Annotated in this window: 19 protein-coding genes; 5 read left to right on the top strand and 14 right to left on the bottom strand. The window is 68.0% G+C overall.

What is annotated here, in order from left to right:
- Positions 1 to 378 precede the first annotated feature (378 nt).
- Complete coding sequence (locus G8O29_RS03215; protein WP_166401780.1) at positions 379 to 1,428, top strand: P1 family peptidase; 1,050 nt, start codon at positions 379 to 381, stop codon at positions 1,426 to 1,428.
- A gap of 35 nt (positions 1,429 to 1,463) precedes the next feature.
- Here G8O29_RS03215 and G8O29_RS03210 read toward each other — a convergent pair whose 3' ends face one another.
- The 11 genes from G8O29_RS03210 to G8O29_RS03160 all read right to left on the bottom strand — a co-directional run bounded on the left by G8O29_RS03210 (position 1,464) and on the right by G8O29_RS03160 (position 12,526).
- Positions 1,464 to 1,904 carry a molybdenum cofactor biosynthesis protein MoaE gene (locus G8O29_RS03210; protein WP_166401779.1) on the bottom strand — a complete coding sequence of 147 codons (441 nt, stop codon included), beginning with the start codon at positions 1,902 to 1,904 and terminating at the stop codon, positions 1,464 to 1,466.
- A 2-nt stretch (positions 1,905 to 1,906) separates the two neighbouring features.
- Positions 1,907 to 2,152, bottom strand: a complete 246-nt coding sequence (gene moaD, locus G8O29_RS03205) for a molybdopterin converting factor subunit 1 (protein ID WP_166402083.1) — start codon at positions 2,150 to 2,152, stop codon at positions 1,907 to 1,909.
- Complete coding sequence (pgsA, locus tag G8O29_RS03200; RefSeq protein WP_166401778.1) at positions 2,152 to 2,817, bottom strand: CDP-diacylglycerol--glycerol-3-phosphate 3-phosphatidyltransferase; 666 nt, start codon at positions 2,815 to 2,817, stop codon at positions 2,152 to 2,154. Before pgsA ends, moaD begins: the two co-directional genes overlap by 1 nt.
- A gap of 107 nt (positions 2,818 to 2,924) precedes the next feature.
- Positions 2,925 to 4,220 carry a M16 family metallopeptidase gene (locus tag G8O29_RS03195; RefSeq protein ID WP_166401777.1) on the bottom strand — a complete coding sequence of 432 codons (1,296 nt, stop codon included), beginning with the start codon at positions 4,218 to 4,220 and terminating at the stop codon, positions 2,925 to 2,927.
- A complete protein-coding gene (locus G8O29_RS03190; RefSeq protein WP_166401776.1) occupies positions 4,217 to 5,566 on the bottom strand; it encodes a M16 family metallopeptidase in 1,350 nt (449 codons plus the stop codon). The genes G8O29_RS03195 and G8O29_RS03190 overlap by 4 nt, the downstream gene beginning before the upstream one ends.
- 93 nt (positions 5,567 to 5,659) lie before the next feature.
- A complete protein-coding gene (locus tag G8O29_RS03185; RefSeq protein ID WP_166401775.1) occupies positions 5,660 to 6,190 on the bottom strand; it encodes a DUF3035 domain-containing protein in 531 nt (176 codons plus the stop codon).
- 62 nt (positions 6,191 to 6,252) lie between these two features.
- A complete protein-coding gene (gene lspA, locus G8O29_RS03180; protein ID WP_166402082.1) occupies positions 6,253 to 6,759 on the bottom strand; it encodes a signal peptidase II in 507 nt (168 codons plus the stop codon).
- Between the two features lie 2 nt (positions 6,760 to 6,761).
- The gene (gene purH / locus G8O29_RS03175; protein ID WP_166401774.1) at positions 6,762 to 8,348 is read right to left on the bottom strand and encodes a bifunctional phosphoribosylaminoimidazolecarboxamide formyltransferase/IMP cyclohydrolase; all 1,587 of its coding nucleotides are present in this window, start codon (positions 8,346 to 8,348) and stop codon (positions 6,762 to 6,764) included.
- 12 nt (positions 8,349 to 8,360) lie between these two features.
- A complete protein-coding gene (locus G8O29_RS03170) occupies positions 8,361 to 10,094 on the bottom strand; it encodes a heparinase II/III family protein (protein ID WP_367890118.1) in 1,734 nt (577 codons plus the stop codon).
- A 147-nt stretch (positions 10,095 to 10,241) separates the two neighbouring features.
- The gene (locus G8O29_RS03165) at positions 10,242 to 11,393 is read right to left on the bottom strand and encodes a saccharopine dehydrogenase family protein (protein ID WP_166401773.1); all 1,152 of its coding nucleotides are present in this window, start codon (positions 11,391 to 11,393) and stop codon (positions 10,242 to 10,244) included.
- 83 nt (positions 11,394 to 11,476) lie between these two features.
- Complete coding sequence (locus tag G8O29_RS03160; protein WP_166401772.1) at positions 11,477 to 12,526, bottom strand: saccharopine dehydrogenase; 1,050 nt, start codon at positions 12,524 to 12,526, stop codon at positions 11,477 to 11,479.
- A gap of 151 nt (positions 12,527 to 12,677) precedes the next feature.
- On the opposite strand from G8O29_RS03160, the gene rfbC reads away from it, so the two are divergent.
- Genes rfbC through rfbA form a run of 4 tightly spaced genes read left to right on the top strand, consistent with a single transcriptional unit; the run spans position 12,678 to position 15,983 of the window.
- Positions 12,678 to 13,238 carry a dTDP-4-dehydrorhamnose 3,5-epimerase gene (gene rfbC, locus G8O29_RS03155; protein WP_166401771.1) on the top strand — a complete coding sequence of 187 codons (561 nt, stop codon included), beginning with the start codon at positions 12,678 to 12,680 and terminating at the stop codon, positions 13,236 to 13,238.
- Positions 13,235 to 14,272, top strand: a complete 1,038-nt coding sequence (gene rfbB / locus G8O29_RS03150) for a dTDP-glucose 4,6-dehydratase (RefSeq protein ID WP_166401770.1) — start codon at positions 13,235 to 13,237, stop codon at positions 14,270 to 14,272. The genes rfbC and rfbB overlap by 4 nt, the downstream gene beginning before the upstream one ends.
- Positions 14,269 to 15,114, top strand: a complete 846-nt coding sequence (gene rfbD / locus G8O29_RS03145; RefSeq protein ID WP_166401769.1) for a dTDP-4-dehydrorhamnose reductase — start codon at positions 14,269 to 14,271, stop codon at positions 15,112 to 15,114. The genes rfbB and rfbD overlap by 4 nt, the downstream gene beginning before the upstream one ends.
- Entirely contained in the window at positions 15,111 to 15,983 is an 873-nt protein-coding gene (gene rfbA, locus G8O29_RS03140) for a glucose-1-phosphate thymidylyltransferase RfbA (RefSeq protein ID WP_166401768.1), read from the top strand. The genes rfbD and rfbA overlap by 4 nt, the downstream gene beginning before the upstream one ends.
- A gap of 68 nt (positions 15,984 to 16,051) precedes the next feature.
- Here rfbA and G8O29_RS03135 read toward each other — a convergent pair whose 3' ends face one another.
- The 3 genes from G8O29_RS03135 to fdhF are packed head-to-tail and all read right to left on the bottom strand — an operon-like array spanning position 16,052 to position 19,942.
- Positions 16,052 to 16,279: a formate dehydrogenase subunit delta gene (locus tag G8O29_RS03135; RefSeq protein WP_166401767.1), complete on the bottom strand. Its 228-nt coding sequence runs from the start codon at positions 16,277 to 16,279 to the stop codon at positions 16,052 to 16,054.
- Positions 16,269 to 17,069 carry a formate dehydrogenase accessory sulfurtransferase FdhD gene (fdhD, locus tag G8O29_RS03130; RefSeq protein WP_166401766.1) on the bottom strand — a complete coding sequence of 267 codons (801 nt, stop codon included), beginning with the start codon at positions 17,067 to 17,069 and terminating at the stop codon, positions 16,269 to 16,271. The genes G8O29_RS03135 and fdhD overlap by 11 nt, the downstream gene beginning before the upstream one ends.
- A complete protein-coding gene (gene fdhF / locus G8O29_RS03125; RefSeq protein WP_166401765.1) occupies positions 17,066 to 19,942 on the bottom strand; it encodes a formate dehydrogenase subunit alpha in 2,877 nt (958 codons plus the stop codon). Before fdhF ends, fdhD begins: the two co-directional genes overlap by 4 nt.
- Positions 19,943 to 19,994 lie beyond the last annotated feature (52 nt).

The raw sequence follows: 19,994 nt of genomic DNA, 5'->3' as shown, positions 1-19,994 counted from the left end.
GGGTCCGGGAACAGCCACGGGACCCCGAAAGGTCCCGGCGTACAGGACGGAAGCGGAAGCCCCTTCGGTTCGGGTCCACAAGCATCGGGGCGGATGCCCCTGCGGCGACGCCATCGCCACGGCTCACCCCTTGAATGCGCCGTCCTGGCCTCTTGCGCAAGGCCGTTTGCGACCCCTGAAACGCCGGTCTGCGACCCTTCATCGGCGGACGCCGGAAGACCGCGCCCCGAAACCATCGCCGATCCGGTGACACCGCGCTCCCGCTCGCACCGCTCCTCGTGCGCCTTCGGCTTCTCGTCGCGGGGGACAGCGACGAGCGCCGGAGGCGACGAGGAGCTTCACCTTGCGCCCAAGCCAGACTGCGCTAGCCTGACGCCCATGCGCCCCGGTCCGCGAAACCTTATCACCGATGTCCCCGGCCTTCGCGTCGGCAATGCCGACCACCCGACGCTTCGCTCCGGCGTCACGGTCCTTGCCGCCGACCATCCCTTCACCGCCGCCGTCCACGTCATGGGCGGCTCTCCCGGAACACGAGAAACCGACCTCCTCGCCCCCGACCGCATGGTGCAGGAGGTGGACGCGATCTTCCTGTCAGGCGGCTCCGCTTTCGGCCTCGATGCCGGGCAGGGGGTGATGCAGGCCCTGCGCGCGGCGGGCCGGGGCTTTGCCGTCGGCCCCGTCCGCGTGCCCATCGTCCCCGGAGCCATCGTCTTCGACCTGCTGAACGGCGGCGACAAGGACTGGACCGAAAGCCCCTACCCGGCTCTCGGCCGCCGCGCCTTCGATGCCGCGTCGCAGGACTTCGCCCTCGGCACCGCCGGCGCCGGCTACGGCGCGATGACCGGCAATCTGAAGGGCGGCCTCGGCTCCGCCTCCTGCGTCCTGCCCTCGGGCCTCACCGTCGGGGCGCTGGTCGTGGTGAACGCGCTCGGCCAGGCCACCGTGGGCGAGACCCCGCATTTCTGGGCCGCGCCTTGGGAGGAAGCCGCCGAGTTCGGCGGCCTCGGCCCCGCGCCGATGGTCGCGCAGAACGCCCCCCTGCCGCGCAAGCGTCTGGGCGAGGCGACAACCATCGCCATCGTCGCCACCGATGCCGCCCTGACCAAGGCCCAGGCGCAGCGCATGGCCGTGGCCGCCCATGACGGCATGGCCCGCGCCCTTGTCCCCGCGCATACGCCCCTGGACGGAGACCTCGTGTTCAGCGTCGCCACGGGCGGGAAACCGCTGTCGGACCCCCTGACCGACACCTTCCAGCTTGGCCACGCCGCTGCCACCTGCCTTGCCCGCGCCATTGCCCGCGCGGTCTGGCTGGCGCGCCCCGAACCCCTTGACCTGCAACCCAGCTGGCAGTCCCGCTTCGGCGCGCCGCGCTGCCCGATGCCCGCTTCCCGGTTAATCAGGGGTAAACGCCCACAACCAAGCCCTTGATTCCAAACGACCCGAAAACCGCGCCACGCGCGGCGCTACCACCGCTTCAACGCGTCCTCGTCCGCGTCCTTCGCGGCGACCCAGGCTTCTCCCCCGGCGCCCAACTCCTTCTTCCAGAACGGAGCCCGGCTTTTCAGGTAGTCCATCAGATACTCCGCCGCCGCGAAAGCATCCGCCCGGTGCGGCGCGGCCGTGGCGACCATCATGATCGCCTCGCCCGGTGCCAGCTTCCCGTATCTGTGGATCACCAGGGCATCGCAAAGCGCCCAGCGCCGGACCGCCTCCTCGGCAATCCCCCGGATCGCCTTCTCGGTCATGCCGGGGTAGTGCTCGATCTCCATGCCGGACAGGGTCCCGCCCTCGTCGCGCACGAGGCCCGTGAAGCTGACCACCGCCCCCGACCCGCGCACTCCGGCGGTGAAGGCCGATACCTCGGCCCCCAGATCGAAGGCCGCGGACTGCACCGCGATCCGCATCCTCAGCCTCCAGTCATCGGCGGGAAGAAGGCGACTTCGCGCACGCCCTTCAACGGCGCGTCGAAGGACGCCAGCTCCTGATCCAGCGCCACCCGCAGCGAGGTCAGGTCGGCAAAGGCCGCCTGATACCGTTCCTCGCGGGCGCGCAACTCCTCGACCAGTTCGGCCACCGTGGCGGCCGCGGTCTCGACCTTCTCGCGCGGCAGACCGATCCGTTCCCGGACCCAGGCGAAATACAGGACCTCGATCACTTGTCCTCCCGCAAGAATGGCAGCGACTTCACGAAATACTCCCAACCTGTGACGACCGTCAGGAAAGCCGCCACCCACAAGAGCCAGATGCCGACCAGGTTCGCATAGGACGCGCAGTCCCGCTTGCCGCAGGCGCGGATCGGGTCGGCCTCGCCGGCGATCACTGCCTCGACATACTGCTCGGTCGTCATGCCCTGCATTGCCACGCCGTTCAGATACTCGAACCCGGTGCCCAGGAACAGGACCGCAATCGCGATCATCTGCGCCGTGGTCTTCCACTTGGCAAGTCTTGTCACCTTCAGCTGACCGCTTTTCTCCCCGAGATATTCGCGCAAGCCCCCCACGAACACCTCGCGGAACAGGATCACGGTCGCAGGCAGGATCAGCCAGGGGTTCATCCCGTTGTAGCCGGTGATGACCATGATCGCGATCACCACCATCGCCTTGTCGGCAATCGGGTCCAGCATCGCGCCGAACTTCGATTCCTGCTTCCAAAGCCGCGCAAGATAGCCATCGAACCAGTCGGTGATCGCCGCCCCCACGAACAAGGTCAGCGCCAGCCAGTCGGCCCAGGGGCGATGGAAATACAGGAACATGACCGCCACGCCGGGCGCGGCCAGCAGACGAAGCACGGTCAGCGTGTTCGGGATCGTCCAGGTCATGCCGAAGTCGTAGACCAAGGGTCCGACAGGGGAAAGAGGCTTGTTGCCCGGCAAACCTCCTCGTTCGCCGAAGGCCCCTCGTCAGGACGGACGCGGCGGGTCCGGCGTCACAGTCCCGTCGGCTGGCCGACCACGACGAAGTGCAGGTCATCGGGTCGGAACAGCCGCGCGGCGACACGGCGGATGTCCTCCATCGTCACAGCCTCCACCCGCGCGTTGCGGGTGGTCACATAGTCGATCGGCATCCCGTCCATCTGCATCCCGACCAGGATTCTGGCAATCGGGCCGTTCCCGTCGAAGCGGAGCGGATAGGACCCGGTGAGATAGGTCTTGGTCGCGGCAAGTTCCTCGTCCGTCACGCCCTCGCTGACGACGCGGCCCCATTGTTCCTTCACCACCCGGATCGCCTCGGCCACCTTGTCGTTCGAGGCGGCGAACTGGCCCAGGATCATGTCGGCATGGTCCATGTTGACGATGTAGGTGCCGATCCCGTAGGTCAGTCCGCGCTTTTCGCGCACCTCGGTCATCAATCGCGCGGTAAAGCGGCCACCGCCCAGCACCTCGTTCAGCACGAAGGCTGGAAAGAAATCCGGATCGTCGCGCGGAATGCCCTTCTGTCCGAAGAACACCGTCGCCTGCGGGGTCGGGAAATCGACCACCGTGACGCCGCCCGACAGAAGCCATGGCGCAGCGCCCGGCAGCGGAGCACCGGTTGCCGGCAGATCGCCAAGCAGCCGGTCCAGCAGCAGACCCAGTTCCTCGGCCGTGATGTCGCCGCTGGCCGCGACATGGACCCGGTCCCGCGCCAGCGCCGCCTTGTGCGCCGCCGCCACGTCGTCGCGTGTCAGCGTCGTCACCGTCTCGATCGTGCCGTCCCCGGTCGTGCCATAGGGATGATCACCGAAGGCCATCGCGTCGAACGTCTCGGCGGCGATGGTGCCGGGATCCTTGGCGTTCGACCGCAGGTTCGACAGGACCTGTTCCCGCACCCGGTCCACCGCATCCTGGTCGAAACGCGGGTAGACCAGCGCCTCGCGCAGCAGGTCCACGACCTGGTCGCGGTTCTCGGTCAGGAACTTCACCGAGACCGAGACCGAGTCGCTGTTCGCATTGAAGCGGATCTTCGCCGCCAGCGCATCGCGCGCCTCGGCGAAGGCGCGGCTGTCCATCTCGCCCGCACCTTCCTCCAGCGTCGCCGCCATCAGGTTGACCGCGCCGCGCTTGTCCGGCGCATCCAGCGAGGTGCCGCCCTTGAACTGGATCTCCAGCGCGGCGAAGGGGATGTTGTGGTCCTCGACCAGCCAGGCGGTGATCCCGCCGGGAGAGGTGACTTCGCGGATCGGAATCTCGGCCTGTGCCGGCAGGGCCAGGGCAAGGAAAGCTGCAAACAGTGCGCGGATCATGGCGTGGCCTCCTGTTTGGCTTCGGGCCGGGTCAGCCACCCCGTCACCGCGTTGCGGCGGTCAAGGACCAGCCGCGCCGCGGCCATCACATCGGCCTCGGTCACCTCGCCCAGCGCTTCGTCCCAGCCGTCGATGTCGGCGACGGTCAGCCCGACGCTCAGCCCCTGGCCATAGCGATGCGCCAGGTTTTCCACGCTGTCGCGCGCATATATTTCTCCGGCGCGGACCTGGGTGCGGATCCGTTCCAGCGCGGCCGGATCGGGGCCCTGCTCCAGGAATTCGGCCAGCACCCGGTCAAGCTCGGCCTCTACCGCTTCAAGGCTGACGCCCGGCACCGGGACGACCGCCAGCCCGAAGGTCGCATCGTCGATGGTGGTGCCGTCGTAGAAGGCCGAGGAATAGACCGCCACCTTCCGGTCGAACTGCAAGGCCCGCGCCAGGACCGAGGTCTGCCCGTTGCCGCCCAGAAGCTCGGCCAGCACGGTCAGCGCGGCGGCCGTCTTCTGATCGCCCGGGTCGCGTTCCGGGGCCAGATAGGTGCGGAAGACATAGGGTTCCGACACCCGCTCGTCCGCCAGCACGATCCGGCGTTCGGCCAGTTGCGGCGGCTCCTGCGGGCGCAGGCGGGGCGCGATCCCGGCAGAGGGTTCCAGCGGGCCATAGTGGCGTTCGGCAAGGGCGCGCACCCGGTCCGGCGTCACGTCGCCGGCCACGATCAGCGTGGCATTGTTCGGCGCGTAGAAGCGTTCGTAATAGGACAGCGCATCCTCGCGCGAGAGCGCCTCCATCTCGTGCCGCCAGCCGATCACCGGGATGCCGTAGGGGCTGTTCTGGAACTGTGCCGCCCGCATCTGCTCGATCAGCAGCGCGCTCGGGTTGCTGTCGGTGCGCTGGCTGCGTTCCTCCAGGATCACCTGCCGTTCGGTTGCCACGTCCTCTTCGGTCAGGCGCAGATTGCGCATCCGGTCGGCTTCCATCTCCATCACCAGCTCCAGCCGGTCGGCGCTGATGCGCTGGAAATAGGCGGTGTAGTCCCAGCTGGTGAAGGCGTTGTCGTCGCCCCCCTGCGCCTCGACGATGCCGGAAAAGGCGTTGGGGGCGACCTTCTCGGTGCCCTTGAACATCAGATGTTCCAGGAAATGCGCGATGCCGGAATGGCCGGGAGGCTCATCCGCCGCGCCGACCCGGTACCAGATCATCTGCACCACCACCGGGGCGCGGTGATCCTCGATCACCACCACGTCCAGGCCGTTGTCCAGCGTGAAGGTCGTGACCGGCACATCCGCCGCGACAGGCAGCGCCAGGGTCAGCGCAAGGGCCAGGCCGGCGCCAGTTCGTCCAAGCATCGGCTTCTCCAGGTCCGGGAATGATGTCCTGCGGGGAACCTGCGGCGCGGCGCCGCGACAATCAAGCCCGGGCGGGCAGGGGCCACGCGGTTGTTACTCCTCGCCCTTCTTGCGGGGCGGGGCCGAGGGATTGCGCACGCCCAGCGCGCGCCAGCGGGCCAGTTCCGCCTGCTGGTCCAGCCGCTGCTTGCGGTAGGCCTTGTAATAGACGTTCACGTTGAACAGCCGTTCCAGGATGCGACCGCTGTTGTCGCGCCGCCATTGCAGGTCTTCCGAGGCCAGCGTCGCCCGGATGCCCCCATCGACGCCGAACCGGGCGGCATGGGCATAAAGCGCCGAATCCGCCGCCGGAATGCCGCCCGCGGCCGAGGGCCTGCCGCCCAGGGCAACCACGGCCTCGGCTTCGGGGTCGCGGTCGGTGCGGTTGGGCCCGCCCGGGGTCGGCTCCGGCAGATCGGCCAGATTCTTCGGCATTTCCAGGGGTTTGGGGGGCACGATGGCAAATTCGTCCGGCCCGGGGCCGGAACGCAGGTTCATCAGCTGCGGATCGCCCTTGTCGCCGCAGGCCGCCAGCGAGATCATCGTCGCAACCGCGATGATCGCCCTGCCCTGTCCTGCCCGCATTCCTGCCTCCGCCACCGTCTTTCGCCCGTCTTAGCCTAAAGCCGTGCACTCGTCACGCCCGATTAGCGCGCCTTGCGCCGGGGTTTGCCGTCTGTTGCCTTGCCCGTTGCATCGCCTTTGGCAAAGATCACCAGCCCCAGCGCCCCGGCAAAGATCGCGATGTCGGCGACGTTGAAGGCATAGGGGTTCTCGATCCCGCAGCAGGACATGTTCAGGAAATCCGCCACCGCGCCGTAAAGCACCCGGTCGATGACATTGCCCAGCGCGCCGCCGACCAGAAGTCCCCCCGCCAGTTCGGCCTTGCGGTTGCCGCTCTCGCGCCGCATCCACCAGACGACCCAGGCGGAAATCGCCAGCGCCACCGCGATCAAGCCCCAGCGCACCAGGTCCGAGCCATGCGCCAGCAGGCCGAAGTTGATGCCGTAGTTCCAGGCCATGCGGAAGTTGACGAAGGGCGGCAGCACGTCGATCTCGTGCCGGTCGATCAGGTCCAGCCCATGCACGACCGCCAGCTTGGTCAACTGATCCAGCCCCAAGGTCGTCGCCGCCGTGATCCAGAACGGCCGCATCATCAGTGCCGGAAATGCCGCTGGCCGGTGAAGACCATGGCCAGCCCGCGCGCGTCCGCCGCCGCGATCACCTCTTCGTCGCGCATCGACCCGCCCGGCTGGATGATCGCCGTCGCCCCGGCCTCGGCTGCGGTGATCAGCCCGTCGGCAAAGGGAAAGAACGCATCCGACGCCACGACCGAGCCTTGCGTCATCGGCCCCGGCAGGCCCAGCGCCTCGGCCATGTCCTGTGCCTTGCGCGCGGCGATGCGGGTCGAATCGACGCGGCTCATCTGCCCGGCGCCCACGCCCACGGTCGCGCCGTCTTTCACATAGATGATCGCGTTCGACTTGACGTGCTTGGCCACGGTCCAGGCGAACATCAGATCGCGCAGCTCCGCCTCTGACGGCTCCCGCCTCGTCACCACCTTTAGGTCGCTGGCCGAGACATGCCCCGCATCCCGATCCTGCACCAGGAACCCGCCCGCCACCTGCCGGAACGCCAGCCCTTTGGCTTTCGGGTCCGGCAGCGCGCCGGTGGTCAGAAGCCGCAGGTTCTTCTTCTCCGCAAACACCGCCTTCGCCTCGTCGGTGGCATCGGGGGCGATGACGACCTCGGTGAAGATCTTCACGATCTCTTCCGCCGTCGCCCCGTCAAGCACCTGATTCAACGCGACAATCCCGCCAAAGGCCGAGGTCTGGTCGCACTGGTAGGCACGGATGTAGGCCTCGGTCAGGGTCGCGGCCGTCGCCACGCCGCAGGGGTTCGCGTGCTTGATGATCGCGCAGGCCGGGGCATCGCCGCCGAATTCCGCCACCAGTTCGAACGCTGCGTCGGTGTCGTTGATGTTGTTGTAGCTCAGCTCCTTGCCCTGCCACTGCCGCGCCGTTGCCACCCCGGGGCGGTTCGAGCCGTCGGTGTAGAAGGCCGCCGCCTGGTGCGGATTCTCGCCATAGCGCAGCGGCTGGGCCAGTTTTCCGGCAAAACTGCGATAGCGCGGGGCGGGTTCCTTCAGCTCTTCCGCGAGCCAGGTCGAAACCGCCGTGTCATAGGCCGCCGTCCGTGAATAGGCCGTCAGTGCCAGCTTTTGCCGGAAGGCCATCGTCGTCGCCCCGTCATGCGCCTTCAGCTGGGTCAGGAGGCAGTCGTAATCCCGCGGATCGGTGACCACGGTGACAAAGCGATGGTTCTTCGCCGCCGCCCGGATCATCGCCGGCCCGCCGATGTCGATGTTCTCGATGCAGGTCGCATGATCCGCGCCCCGCGCCACGGTTTCCTCGAACGGGTAGAGGTTCACCACCAGAAGGTCGATCGGCTCGATCCCGTGCGCCGCCATCGCCACCAGATGCTCGTCGTCGTCGCGCAGCGCCAGAAGCCCGCCATGGACGTTCGGATGCAGCGTCTTGACGCGGCCGTCCATCATCTCGGGGAAGCCGGTGACATCGGCCACATCGCGCACCGCCAGCCCCGCCGCCCGCAGCATGCCGCTGGTCCCGCCGGTCGAAATCAGCTCCACCCCATATCCCGCCAGCGCCCGCGCCAGATCCAGCAGGCCGGTCTTGTCGGAAACTGAAATCAGCGCGCGGCCGATGGGGACGAGGTTGGTCATGGGGCTACCCTGTCACTCTGCCAGGGGATCCTCGGGCTCCACGCCCTCCAGATCCCGGATGGCCAGCGGAGTATCCTTTGCCTTCGCCAAGGTCCAGCCCAGGCGTGTCTCGAAGCCCCTTGCCTCGCCCCGAAGCACGATTTGCAGGCTTGGCCGGGGGTGCAATCGCCCCTTTTCCAGATAGGCAGAGGGGTCAAGCGACAGTTCGGCCGGCCCGGTGAAGCGGAAGATCCAGATCTCGCCGCTGCGCAGCCTCAGGGTCACCGCCGCGCCGCCCATGTCCAGCGCCGCATCGACATCCGGGTGCAGGTGGAACCGCACCGCAAAGCGCCCCGCCTGCATCGCCGAGGCGGTCATCACCTCCTCGAACCGCTTGCGCGCCTCGGCCTTCAGCGCGGTCAGCGCCTCGACCCCCGACAGGCGCCGCCCGTCATGGCTCAGCGTCAGGCTGCGGCTGGCGGTCAGCCCATGGGTCCGGACCCAGCCGTCATGCGCGAGGTACAGGTCGGTCCCCTCGCTGCCCATGGTCATGCGCGAGGCGGTGACGGCGGCGCGATACTGCAAGGCCTCGCCGGTCGGATAGAGGCGCGAGGACGACACCCGGTCCATCGCCAGCACAGAATGACATTCGGTCGCCCGTGCCGCCAGCCGCCACATCGGGCCGAAGGTCAGCCCCGACCCGCAGTTCACCACCACCGGCCGGCGGCCCGAGGTCAGCTCGAAGGCCGCTGTCGAGGCATGCGCCGTCTCGGCTGCCCGCCCGCCCGGCGGCGAGGAGGCATCGACGATCACCGTCGTCCGCCCGCCCGACAGCCGGGCATAGCCCATCGCGATCACCGGTGGCGCCCCGCCCCAGACACCCGCCGAGGCCAGCGCCTGCTCCAGCCGCCCTTCTGCCCCCCTGCCGCCGCCGTGAAACCGGGCCAGCGCGCCATCCGAGTGGCGCAGTGCGCGCAAGGCCGGGGCGATGCGCAGGATCGCGTCCTGCACCTGCTGCGGCACGGTCTGGCCGGCCTCGGTCAAGGCGGCGGCCGACCAGGTCAAGAGGGTCAGGACCTCCAGCAATTCCTCGGGGTTCCGTGTCGCAAGGCCGCCTTCCCCGTCGATGTCGGTCTCGCAGGCCCTGGCCAGCGCCTCGGTTGCCGGGCCGGTCAGGGCCTCCATCCCGATCAGCGAGATCCCGGCATAGACCAGGCCGGTCAGGGCCTCGAACCGCGGCAGGCCCGGGGCGGCGCCTTGCCAGCGCCGGGCCAGATAGGCCGATTGCTGCGACAGCGACTGGAAGAAGGCCTCGGTATCGTCCTGACCCCGCCCGGCCAGCAGGAAGGTGGCGTGGTGCACCCAGCGGATGATCCGCCGCCCGGTCAGGTCCGGCGTCCAGCCCGGGCCGCGGCCCCGGCCATGGCGCGCGATCCAGTCCCAGGTCCAGGCCTGGGCCCGCGCCCTGGCGTCCCGGGTGCCCAGGGCCGCAAGATCGTCCAGCCAGGCAAAGCCCTGCGCCTCTTCGGCAAAGGCGCGATCCGGTGGCTCGATGTCCCAGAACCGGCCGTCCGGCGCCTCGACCAGGTTGCCGGCCAGAAGGACAGAGCCCTGCACCAGCTGCCGGCCCCGTGTCACCAGGCCCATCGACCGCGGTTCGGGCTGCGACACGAATCCGCGCGCCGCCCGCACGCGCCGCGCACTCAGCAGGGCCAGCCGATCGGCCAGCCGGTCAAGACGTCCTGACCTCTTGCCGGTTTCGCCCACGCCCCGCCTCGCTCGCTTGCCCGGTTTTCCCCGGGTCGTGGCGGGATGATAGGCAAAACCGCACCGCGCGTCGATGCTCTCGTCAGCACCCGCCCGTCGCCCGCGACGGGAAGGCGAAGCCGAACGAGGAGCCGTCAGCGGGTGCCGTCAGCCCAGATGGTCGATCCGCCGCAGGAACTGCGCCAGATGGCCGACCTGATCCAGCCAGCGCGCCACCAGCTTCGGGTCATGTGGCGCGCCGTGGACGCCCGCCGGAATCTCGCGGTTCAGCACCGCCTGGATCGCCAGCGACACCGGGACCGAGACCAGCCGCCCCATCGCCGTCCCGCGCACATCGCCCCAGGCATCCATCGCCCAGGTCTGATGGAACACCGGCTTCCCGTCGCGCTCCGCCTTCAGTGCCACGAACAGCACCACCCGGTCGGGCTCTCCCGGCGCGTAGGCGTTTTCTTTCAACAGCGCCGCCGCCCGTGCCTCCAGCGCCGCGTTGATCTCGGCCAGCGGCTTGCCTTCCAGCGCCTCGATCTCGCGGAAGATCGGAGCCCAGGCATCGGCCCAGCCGTTCAGCCTTATCGTGCCACGAACGAAGTCCTTGACCTTCCAGTGCTTCTCGAAGCGGTATTCCTCCATGAACGGATAGCTGTCGCGGTTGGGGTAGACCTCGAAACTCTCCGGCACCGGCAGCGGTGCGTCGTAACGGCTGATCGCATCCCAGGGCCGCGCCACCCGCAGTTCGGTGAAATGCCGCAGGCTGCGGGACGGAGACCGCAACGCCTTCAGCACCCCCGCCGGAGCCCAGGAGAACTTGTAACGGAAGGCGTTCGGCTCTTTCGGCACGCCGCCGCAGTAGCTGGTAAAGCTCAGCACGTTGTCGTTGTCATAGACCTTCGACGCCCGATAGCGCGCCACCAGATCATGCGCCATCAAATGGTCGATCCCGGGGTCGAGGCCGACCTCGTTGATCGACACCAGCCCCGCCTCGCGGAAATCCTCATCCAGCGCCCGCATCTCGGGCGCGATGTAGGAGGACGAACAGAAGTTCGCCCCCTTCTCCAGACACAGCCTGGCGATCCCCACATGCTGATCCGCAGGCAACATCGACACCGCGATGTCGCCGGGCTTCAGCGCCTCGGCCAGGGTCTCCAGCGAAAACGCCCGGATGTCCTGCGTCAGGTCGCCAACCTCGGCGCGGGCCTTTTCGACCGTGCGGTTCCAGACCGTGACCGGATGCCCCGCCTCGATCAGCCGCCTCAGGCCCGGAATCGACGACAGCCCCGTGCCGCACCAGTGGATCGTCATGGTCTTTCTCCCCTCCGCTTGCCGTCTGGCGGCAAGAGTTTGCGAAAACTCTTGCAAATCTTTCCGAAAAGATTCGCCCCCGCTCACACGCCCGCGACGTGCCTGTCGAATTCCACCTTGGCCCGCCCCCAGACGCCGGAGCCAAGGTCGTTCAGCGTCAGCAGCGACGGCAACAGCTGCGCCGCATAGTCCTGCGAGGATTCCACCGGCATCAGGCTGGGCAGATTGTCGATCGCCGTCACGTCCAGCGGCGGGTCGTCATGGACCCGCAAGGCCGGAACATCCCAGTCCGTCGCCCGGTCATAGACCTTGATCGGCGAAAAGTCCGAGGTCGGATCGCAGGCGATATCCCCGATCACCGTCAGCTTGCGCGCATCCGTCTTGGCCGAGGCGGGCACGAACACCGGACAGCCCGGACGCGCAAGAATGCAGTTCAGGAAGATCTCGTGCTGCAACACTTCCGGGAAGGGCCCGCCGCTTGCCGTCTCGGCCATGTCCCACCGGGTGACCTCGACGCCCATCGCCGTGCAGAGGTCCGCCGCCCCCGTCCCCACCCGGCCCAGCGCGCCGATGATGATCGCCCGGGGCCGACCCAGCCCGGCCAACTCCTCACCCAGTTGCGCCAGCAGCGCCTCCTTCGACGCCACCTTCCTGACCGGCCCGGCAATCCCGCCCCGCTGCTGCGCCGCCCAGCATTTCAGCGAAACCGCAGCGCCGGCATAGCCCGCCCAATAGCCGAAGGCCGCCACCCGACGCCCGGTCTCGTCCACCAGATATTCCAGATCGTAAAGCGTCCCGCCGCCCGCCTTGAACCGCTGCAACAGCACCCGCCCCGCCGGCTGCCCCTTGTAGGCATGGCCGAACATGATGTGCCGGTGCGTCAGCGGCGTGCCATCCTCCGGCAGTTCCTTCAGCCCGAAGATGATCGCATCGGCAGGCGCCTTCGGCCACAGGTTCTCTTCCGCGATCTCGCAGCCCGCCGCCACATAGCCCTCCAGCGGGATCGCGCGGACCGAGGACTTCTCCACCGTCACCCGGATCCCCGCCTTGACCAGCGCCGCCGCGCCCTCGGGCGTCAGTCCCACGCGTTCCTCGTTCGGCCGCTGTTCCGCGCGCACCCAAAGATGAGTCATGTCCCGTCCTTCCCCAGACTGCGGCCCTCGTGATAGCCCAGGATGCGACCCGGCAAAACCCCGCAAACAGACTGTTTCCCGGCCATCTTGGCTTGCATTGCGCCCCCGTTCGTCGCAAGTCTGCCGCAGCCGTGCCGTCCGAGTTTCACCCATGCAGATTGACCCCACCGCATTGCCCGAGGTCCTGATCCTCACCCCCCGCCGCTTCGGCGACGCGCGCGGATGGTTCATGGAAACCTGGAACGCAGCGCGGATGGCCGATGCCGGGCTCGACCTGCCCTGGGCGCAGGACAACCACTCCTTCTCGGCCGCCAGAGGCACGCTCCGCGGCCTGCACTTCCAGTCCCCGCCCCGCGCCCAGGACAAGCTGGTCCGCTGTTCGCGCGGCGCGATCCTGGATGTCGCCGTCGACATCCGCACTGGCTCGCCGACCTACGGACGCCATGTCGCCATCGAACTGACCCCCGAAAACGGGCGGCAACTCTTCGTCCCCAAGGGCTTCCTGCACGGCTTCGTCACCCTGACCGACGACACCGAGGTGCAGTACAAATGCTCCGACCTCTACAGCCCCGACCATGACGGCGCCGTCCGCTGGGACGACCCCGCGCTTGGCATCGACTGGGGCACCACCACGCCGATCCTGTCGGACAAGGACGCCCGGGCCCCTCTGCTCGCCGACATCGGCATCCCCTTCCGCCGGGAGCCGCAATGAAACTGCTCGTCACCGGAGGCTGCGGCTTCATCGGCTCTGCCGTCGTCCGCCTGGCCGTTGCCCGAGGTCACGAAGTGGTCAACCTCGACGCCATGACCTATGCCGCGAATGCCGCCAACGTGGCCCCGGTCGCCAGCTCCAACCGCTACAGCTTCGAACAGGCCGACATCCGCGACCGCGCCGCGCTGGACCGCATCTTCGCGACCCACAGCCCCGACGCCGTGATGCACCTGGCCGCCGAAAGCCATGTGGACCGCTCCATCGACGGCCCGGCGGATTTCATCCAGACGAACATCACCGGCACCTTCAACCTGCTGGAGGCCGCCCGCGCCCACTGGATGCGGCAGGGGAAACCCGACAGCTTCCGCTTTCACCACATCTCCACCGACGAGGTCTTCGGCTCCCTCGGCCCGGAAGGCCGGTTCACCGAGGAAACCCCCTACGACCCCCGTTCACCCTATTCCGCGTCGAAAGCTGCCTCCGACCACCTCGTCCGCGCCTGGCACGAAACCTACGGACTGCCGGTCGTCCTGACCAACTGCTCGAACAACTACGGCCCCTACCACTTTCCCGAGAAACTGATCCCGGTCGTCATCCTGAACGCGCTGCACGGCAAACCCATCCCGGTTTACGGCACGGGCAAAAACGTCCGCGACTGGCTGTATGTCGAGGACCACGCCGACGCCCTCCTCCTTGTGCTGGAGAAGGGCCGGATCGGCCGCAGCTACAACATCGGCGGCGAGAACGAGCGCCGCAACATCGACCTCGTGCGCACGATCTGCGCGCTTCTCGACGAGATGGCGCCGAAGGCCACGCCCTATGCCGACCAGATCACCTTCGTCACCGACCGCCCCGGCCATGACGCCCGCTATGCCATCGACCCCACCCGCATCCGCGAGGAACTGGGCTGGCGGCCAAGCGTGACCGTGGAAGAGGGCCTGCGCCGCACCGTCCGCTGGTATCTCGACAACGAAGCCTGGTGGCGCCCGCTCCTGAACCGGCAGGGCGTGGGCGAAAGGCTGGGCCGGGCATGAAGCTCCTCGTGTTCGGCAAGACCGGCCAGGTCGCGCGCGAACTTCAGCGCCTCGCCCCCGACGCCACCTACCTCGGCCGCGATCAGGCCGATCTGATGCACCCCGCCGCCTGCGCCGCCGCCATCGCGGCTTCGGACGCCGACGCCGTTATCAACGCCGCCGCCTGGACCGCCGTGGACAAGGCCGAGGCCGAGGAAGCCGCCGCAACCGTGGTCAACGGCGATGCCCCCGCCGCCATGGCCAGGGCCGCCGCCGCCAGGGGCATCCGCTTCCTCCACGTCTCCACCGACTATGTTTTCGACGGCGCGGGCGACCAGCCCTTCGCCCCCGACCACCCGACAGCCCCGCTTGGCGCCTATGGCCGCTCCAAGCTGGCCGGGGAACAGGGCGTGCGGGCGGCAGGTGGCAAGCATCTGATCCTGCGCACCTCCTGGGTCGTCTCCGCCCACGGCGCGAACTTCGTGAAAACCATGCTTCGCCTCGGGACCGAACGCGAAAGCCTCAACGTCGTCGCCGACCAGATCGGCGGCCCGACCCCCGCCGCAGCCATCGCCGAGGCGCTGCTGACCACCGCCAGAGCCATGGCCGACGGCACCCCCGGCGGCACCCATCACTTCTCGGGCGCCCCCGACACCAGCTGGGCCGATTTCGCAAGGCGTATCATGGCCGAGGCCGGACTTTCCTGCCGGATCACCGACATCCCGACCAGCGAATACCCCACCCCGGCCAGACGCCCGCTGAATTCCCGCCTCGATTGTCGGGCATTCACCGCTGCATTCGGCCTCCCGCGCCCGGACTGGCGCGAGGGGCTGAAAGCGATCGTGAAGGAGTTGCGCTCATGACCCGCAAAGGCATCCTCCTCGCCGGAGGCACCGGCTCGCGCCTCTGGCCGATCACGCTGGGCGTGTCGAAACAGCTTCTGCCGATCTACGACAAGCCGATGATCTATTACCCGATCTCGGTCCTGATGCTTGCGGGCATCCGCGAGATCGCGATCATCACCACCCCCGAGGATCAGCCCCAGTTCCAGCGCCTGCTGGGCGACGGCCGCCAATGGGGCGTCAGCTTCACCTGGGTTGTCCAGGAACGGCCCGAGGGCCTGGCGCAGGCCTACCTTCTGACGCGCGATTTCCTGGCGGGCGCGCCTTCCGCCATGTGCCTTGGGGACAACATCTTCTTCGGCCACGGCCTGCCCGAAATCCTGCATCGCGCCAGCGGGCAGGCTTCGGGGGGCACCGTGTTCGGCTACCATGTCTCCGACCCCGAACGCTATGGCGTCGCGGCCTTCGACGCCGACGGCCGCGTCACCCGGATCGTCGAGAAACCGAAGGTCCCCCCCTCGAGCTTCGCGATCACCGGCCTCTACTTCCTCGACGGCCGCGCGCCGGACATTGCCGCGACGATCAGGCCCTCGCCGCGCGGCGAGCTGGAAATCGTCGATGTCCTGGAACACTACCGCGCCGAGGGCAGCCTCCGGGTCGAACGCATGGGCCGCGGCTTCGCCTGGCTCGATACCGGCACGCCGGGCAGCCTGCTGGATGCCGGGAACTTCGTCCGCACGCTTCAGGACCGGCAGGGGATGCAGGTCGGCTCGCCGGACGAGATCGCCTTCCGTCAGGGCTGGATCGACCGCGCCGGACTGGAACGCCAGGCGCAGGTCTTCGGCAAGTCGAGCTACGGTGCGCATCTCGCCGGCGTTCTGCGCGACTGACGCCCGCCACCGGAAATCGAACGATTTCCGGACCGGAATTCTTCTTCAGAATTCCGGCGCCCCCGGGATCAGGCCGCTGCGGGCACCGGCCGCCGGATCGCGCCGGCCGCGTCGATCACCAGCGGCCGCAGCCCCGCCCCGCCGGCATCCAGGATCTCGAACAGCTGCCGCCGCATCCGGGGATCCCAGAAATCGTTGATATGGGCCGCCAGCAGCGCCGCGCCCTCGTCATGCGGCTTCGATTCCATGAACTTCGCGATATCATTCGCCATCCGGGTGATCTTTTCAACCGACACGGGCTTCCTCCGTCACAATCCGATCCGTATGCGAGAAGACCTCGAAACGCTCCCCCCTCGCCACAGCCACAAGGGTGATCCCCGCAGCCTCGGCCAGATCCACCGCCGCCACCGTCGGGGCTGAAACCGCAATCACCATCGGCGCGCCCAGCATGGCCACCTTCTGCACCATGTCGGTCGAGACGCGGCTGGTCAGCACCACCGCACCCGGCAGAGCGATCCCCTCCCGCAGCATCCCGCCGACCAGCTTGTCCAGCGCGTTGTGCCGCCCCACGTCCTCACGGGCCAGGGCGATCCGCCCGTTCCAGAACGCCGCGCCATGCACCGCCCGCGTCGCGTCGTGCAGCCGCTGCTGCCCCGGCAGCGCCGCGACCGCCGCCAGCACCTGCGAAGGCGTCATCCGGAATGGCGAGGGCGGCACCACCGGCACCTCGCGCAGCGCCTGGTCGATCGAGTCGATCCCGCACAGCCCGCAGCCCACCGGCCCTGCCATCACCCGCCGCCGCGCCGCCAGCCGGGCCTCGGCCTCGGGGCGCAGCCAGACCTGCACGTCCCAGCCCCGCGCGACCTCGACCACCTCGACCGACAGGATCTCCTCGGGCCGGGCAATCCCCTCGGTCAGGGCGAAGCCCACACCGAAATCCTCCAGATCCGCGGGCGTTGCCATCATCACCGCCTGCGTCGTCCCGTTGAATGACAGCGCCACGGCCACTTCCTCGGGCAGCACCCGTTCTCCGGCCGCAACCGAAGTCCCGAACACCAGCCGGGGCGTGGCCCGCGCGCCCTTCATTCCGCCGCCAGAATCCGGCGCGACCGGGCGGCCTGGGCCTCGTATTCCTTCTGCCACTCGGACGGACCGTTGGACGGCGAGACCTGCACCGCCGTCACCTTGTATTCCGGGCAGTTGGTCGCCCAGTCGCTGAAGTCGGTGGTGATGACGTTCGCCTGCGTTCCGGGGAAGTGGAAGGTCGTATAGACCACGCCGGGAGGCACCTTGTCGGTCAGCGTCGCCCGCAAGGTCGTCTCCCCCGACCGGCTGGCCAGCCGCACATAGTCGCCCTCGCGGATGCCGCGGTTTTCCGCATCGTGCGGGTGGATCTCCAGCACATCCTCATCATGCCAGACCACATTCGCCGTCCGCCGCGTCTGCGCGCCCACGTTGTACTGCGACAGGATACGCCCCGTTGTCAGCAGCAGCGGGAAGCGCGGCCCGGTCTTTTCGTCCGTCGCCACATATTCGGTGCGGATGAACTTGCCCTTGCCGCGCACGAAGCCGTCGATGTGCATCAGCGGAGTGCCCTCGGGCGCCTTTTCGTTGCAGGGCCACTGGACGCTGCCCAGCGTCTCCAGCTTCTCGTAGGTCACGCCCGCGAAGGACGGCGTGGTCATGGCGATTTCTTCCATGATCTGGCTGGGATGCGTGTAACCCCAGTTCGCCCCCATCGCGTTCGCAAACATCTGGGTCACTTCCCAGTCGGCATAGCCCTGCTTCGGAGCCATCACCTTGCGGACCATGTTGATCCGGCGTTCGGCATTGGTGAAGGTCCCGTCCTTTTCCAGGAAGGTGGAGCCGGGGAAGAACACATGCGCGTAATTCGCCGTCTCGTTCAGGAACAGGTCGTGGACGATCACGCATTCCATCGCCGCCAGACCCGCCGCAACGTGCTTCGTGTCGGGGTCGGATTGCAGGATGTCCTCACCCTGGCAATAGAGCCCCTTGAACGTGCCTTCCACGGCGGCGTCCAGCATGTTCGGGATGCGCAGGCCGGGTTCCGGGTCCAGCTTGACACCCCAGGCCGCCTCATAGATCGCGCGGACTTCCGGGTTCTTCACATGGCGGTAGCCCGGCAGTTCATGCGGGAAGGACCCCATGTCACAGGACCCCTGCACGTTGTTCTGCCCCCGCAGAGGGTTCACCCCCACGCCGCGCCGCCCGATATTGCCGGTCAGCATGGCGAGGTTGGCGATCCCGATCACGGTGGTGGAGCCCTGGCTGTGCTCTGTCACCCCAAGCCCGTAGTAGATCGCCGCATTGCCGCCGGTGGCATAGAGCCGCGCCGCCGCGCGCAGCTCCTCGGCCGGGACGCCGGTGACCAGCTCCACCGCCTCGGGGCTGTGACGCGGGTCGCTGATGAACTCGGCATAGTCCAGGAACTCGTCCCAGTCGCAGCGGCTGCGGATGAACTCTTCATTGTAGAGCTTCTCGGTCACGATCACATGCGCCATGGCCGAGACCACGGCGACGTTCGTCCCCGGCGTCAGCGCCAGATGATGCGCCGCCTTGTAATGCGGGCCTTCCACCGTTTCCGTGCGCCGGGGATCGACGACGATCAGCTTCGCCCCCTGGCGCAGCCGCCTCTTCATCCGGCTGGCGAAGACCGGATGCCCGGCATGGGGGTTCGCACCGATGACCATGATGACATCGGCTTCCTCGACCGAATCAAAGTCCTGCGTGCCCGCGCTGGTGCCGAAAGTCTGCCCCAGCCCATAGCCGGTGGGCGAATGGCAGACCCGCGCGCAGGTGTCGGTGTTGTTGTTGCGGAACACCGCCCGGGCGAGTTTCTGGACCAGATAGGCTTCCTCGTTGGTGCAGCGGCTGGAGGTGATGACCCCCACCGAATTGCGCCCGTATTTCGCCTGGATGCCCTTCATCCTGGCGGCGGCGAACTCCATCGCCTCGGCCCAGGACACTTCTCGCCAGGGCTCCTCGATGGTCTCGCGGATCATCGGCTTCAGGATGCGGTCCTTGTGCGTGGCATAGCCATAGGCAAACCGGCCCTTGACGCAGCTGTGCCCCCGGTTGGCCTTGCCGTGCTTGTAGGGCGTCATGCGCACCAGCTCGTCGCCGCGCATCTCGGCCTTGAACGAACAGCCCACCCCGCAATAGGCGCAGGTGGTGATGATCGACCGGTCCGGCGTCCCGATCTCGATCACCGACTTCTCCTGCAAGGTCGCCGTCGGGCAGGCCTGCACGCAGGCGCCGCAAGACACGCAATCGCTGGCCAGCGCATTGTCCGACTTCGCGCCGAAGGACACCCGGCTGTCGAAGCCCCGCCCCTCGATGGTCAGCGCAAAGGTCCCCTGCACTTCCTCGCAGGCCCGCACGCAGCGGCTGCATACGATGCATTTCTGCGGATCATAGCTGAAATAGGGGTTGGAATCGTCGCGCGGTATATACAGCGGGTTCGCCTCGCCGCTGGTGTTGCGCGGCTTGAAATGCGTATCTACAGCCTCATACCGCACATCGCGCAGGCCCACCGCCCCCGCCATGTCCTGCAACTCGCAATCGCCGTTTGCGCTGCACGTCAGGCAGTCCAGCGGGTGGTCCGAGATATACAGCTCCATCACCCCGCGCCGCAGCTGCTTCAGCTTGCCGGTCTGGGTGTGAACCTTCAGCCCCGGCGCCACCGGCGTGGTGCAGGAGGCCGGCGTTCCTGCCCGCCCCTCGATCTCCACCAGGCAGAGACGGCAGGACCCGAAGGCCTCCAGACTGTCCGTCGCGCACAGTTTCGGAACCGAAATCCCGATCTCCGCCGCCGCGCGCATGATGCTGGTGCCTTCCGGCACCGTCACTTCAAAGCCGTCGATGGTCAGCGTGACCATGGTCTTCGACCTGGCAGCCGGAGTGCCGAAATCGCGGTCGGGGATGATGAAGTCCTTCATGCGGTCCTCCTCGGAACCTGTCCACCCGCGCGGGCCAAGATTTTTCGAAAAA

The sequence above is a fragment of the Rhodobacter calidifons genome (assembly GCF_011174775.1).
In the GTDB taxonomy this organism is placed as follows: Bacteria; Pseudomonadota; Alphaproteobacteria; order Rhodobacterales; family Rhodobacteraceae; genus Tabrizicola; species Tabrizicola calidifons.
This window is presented reverse-complemented; position numbering and strand designations above follow the sequence as displayed.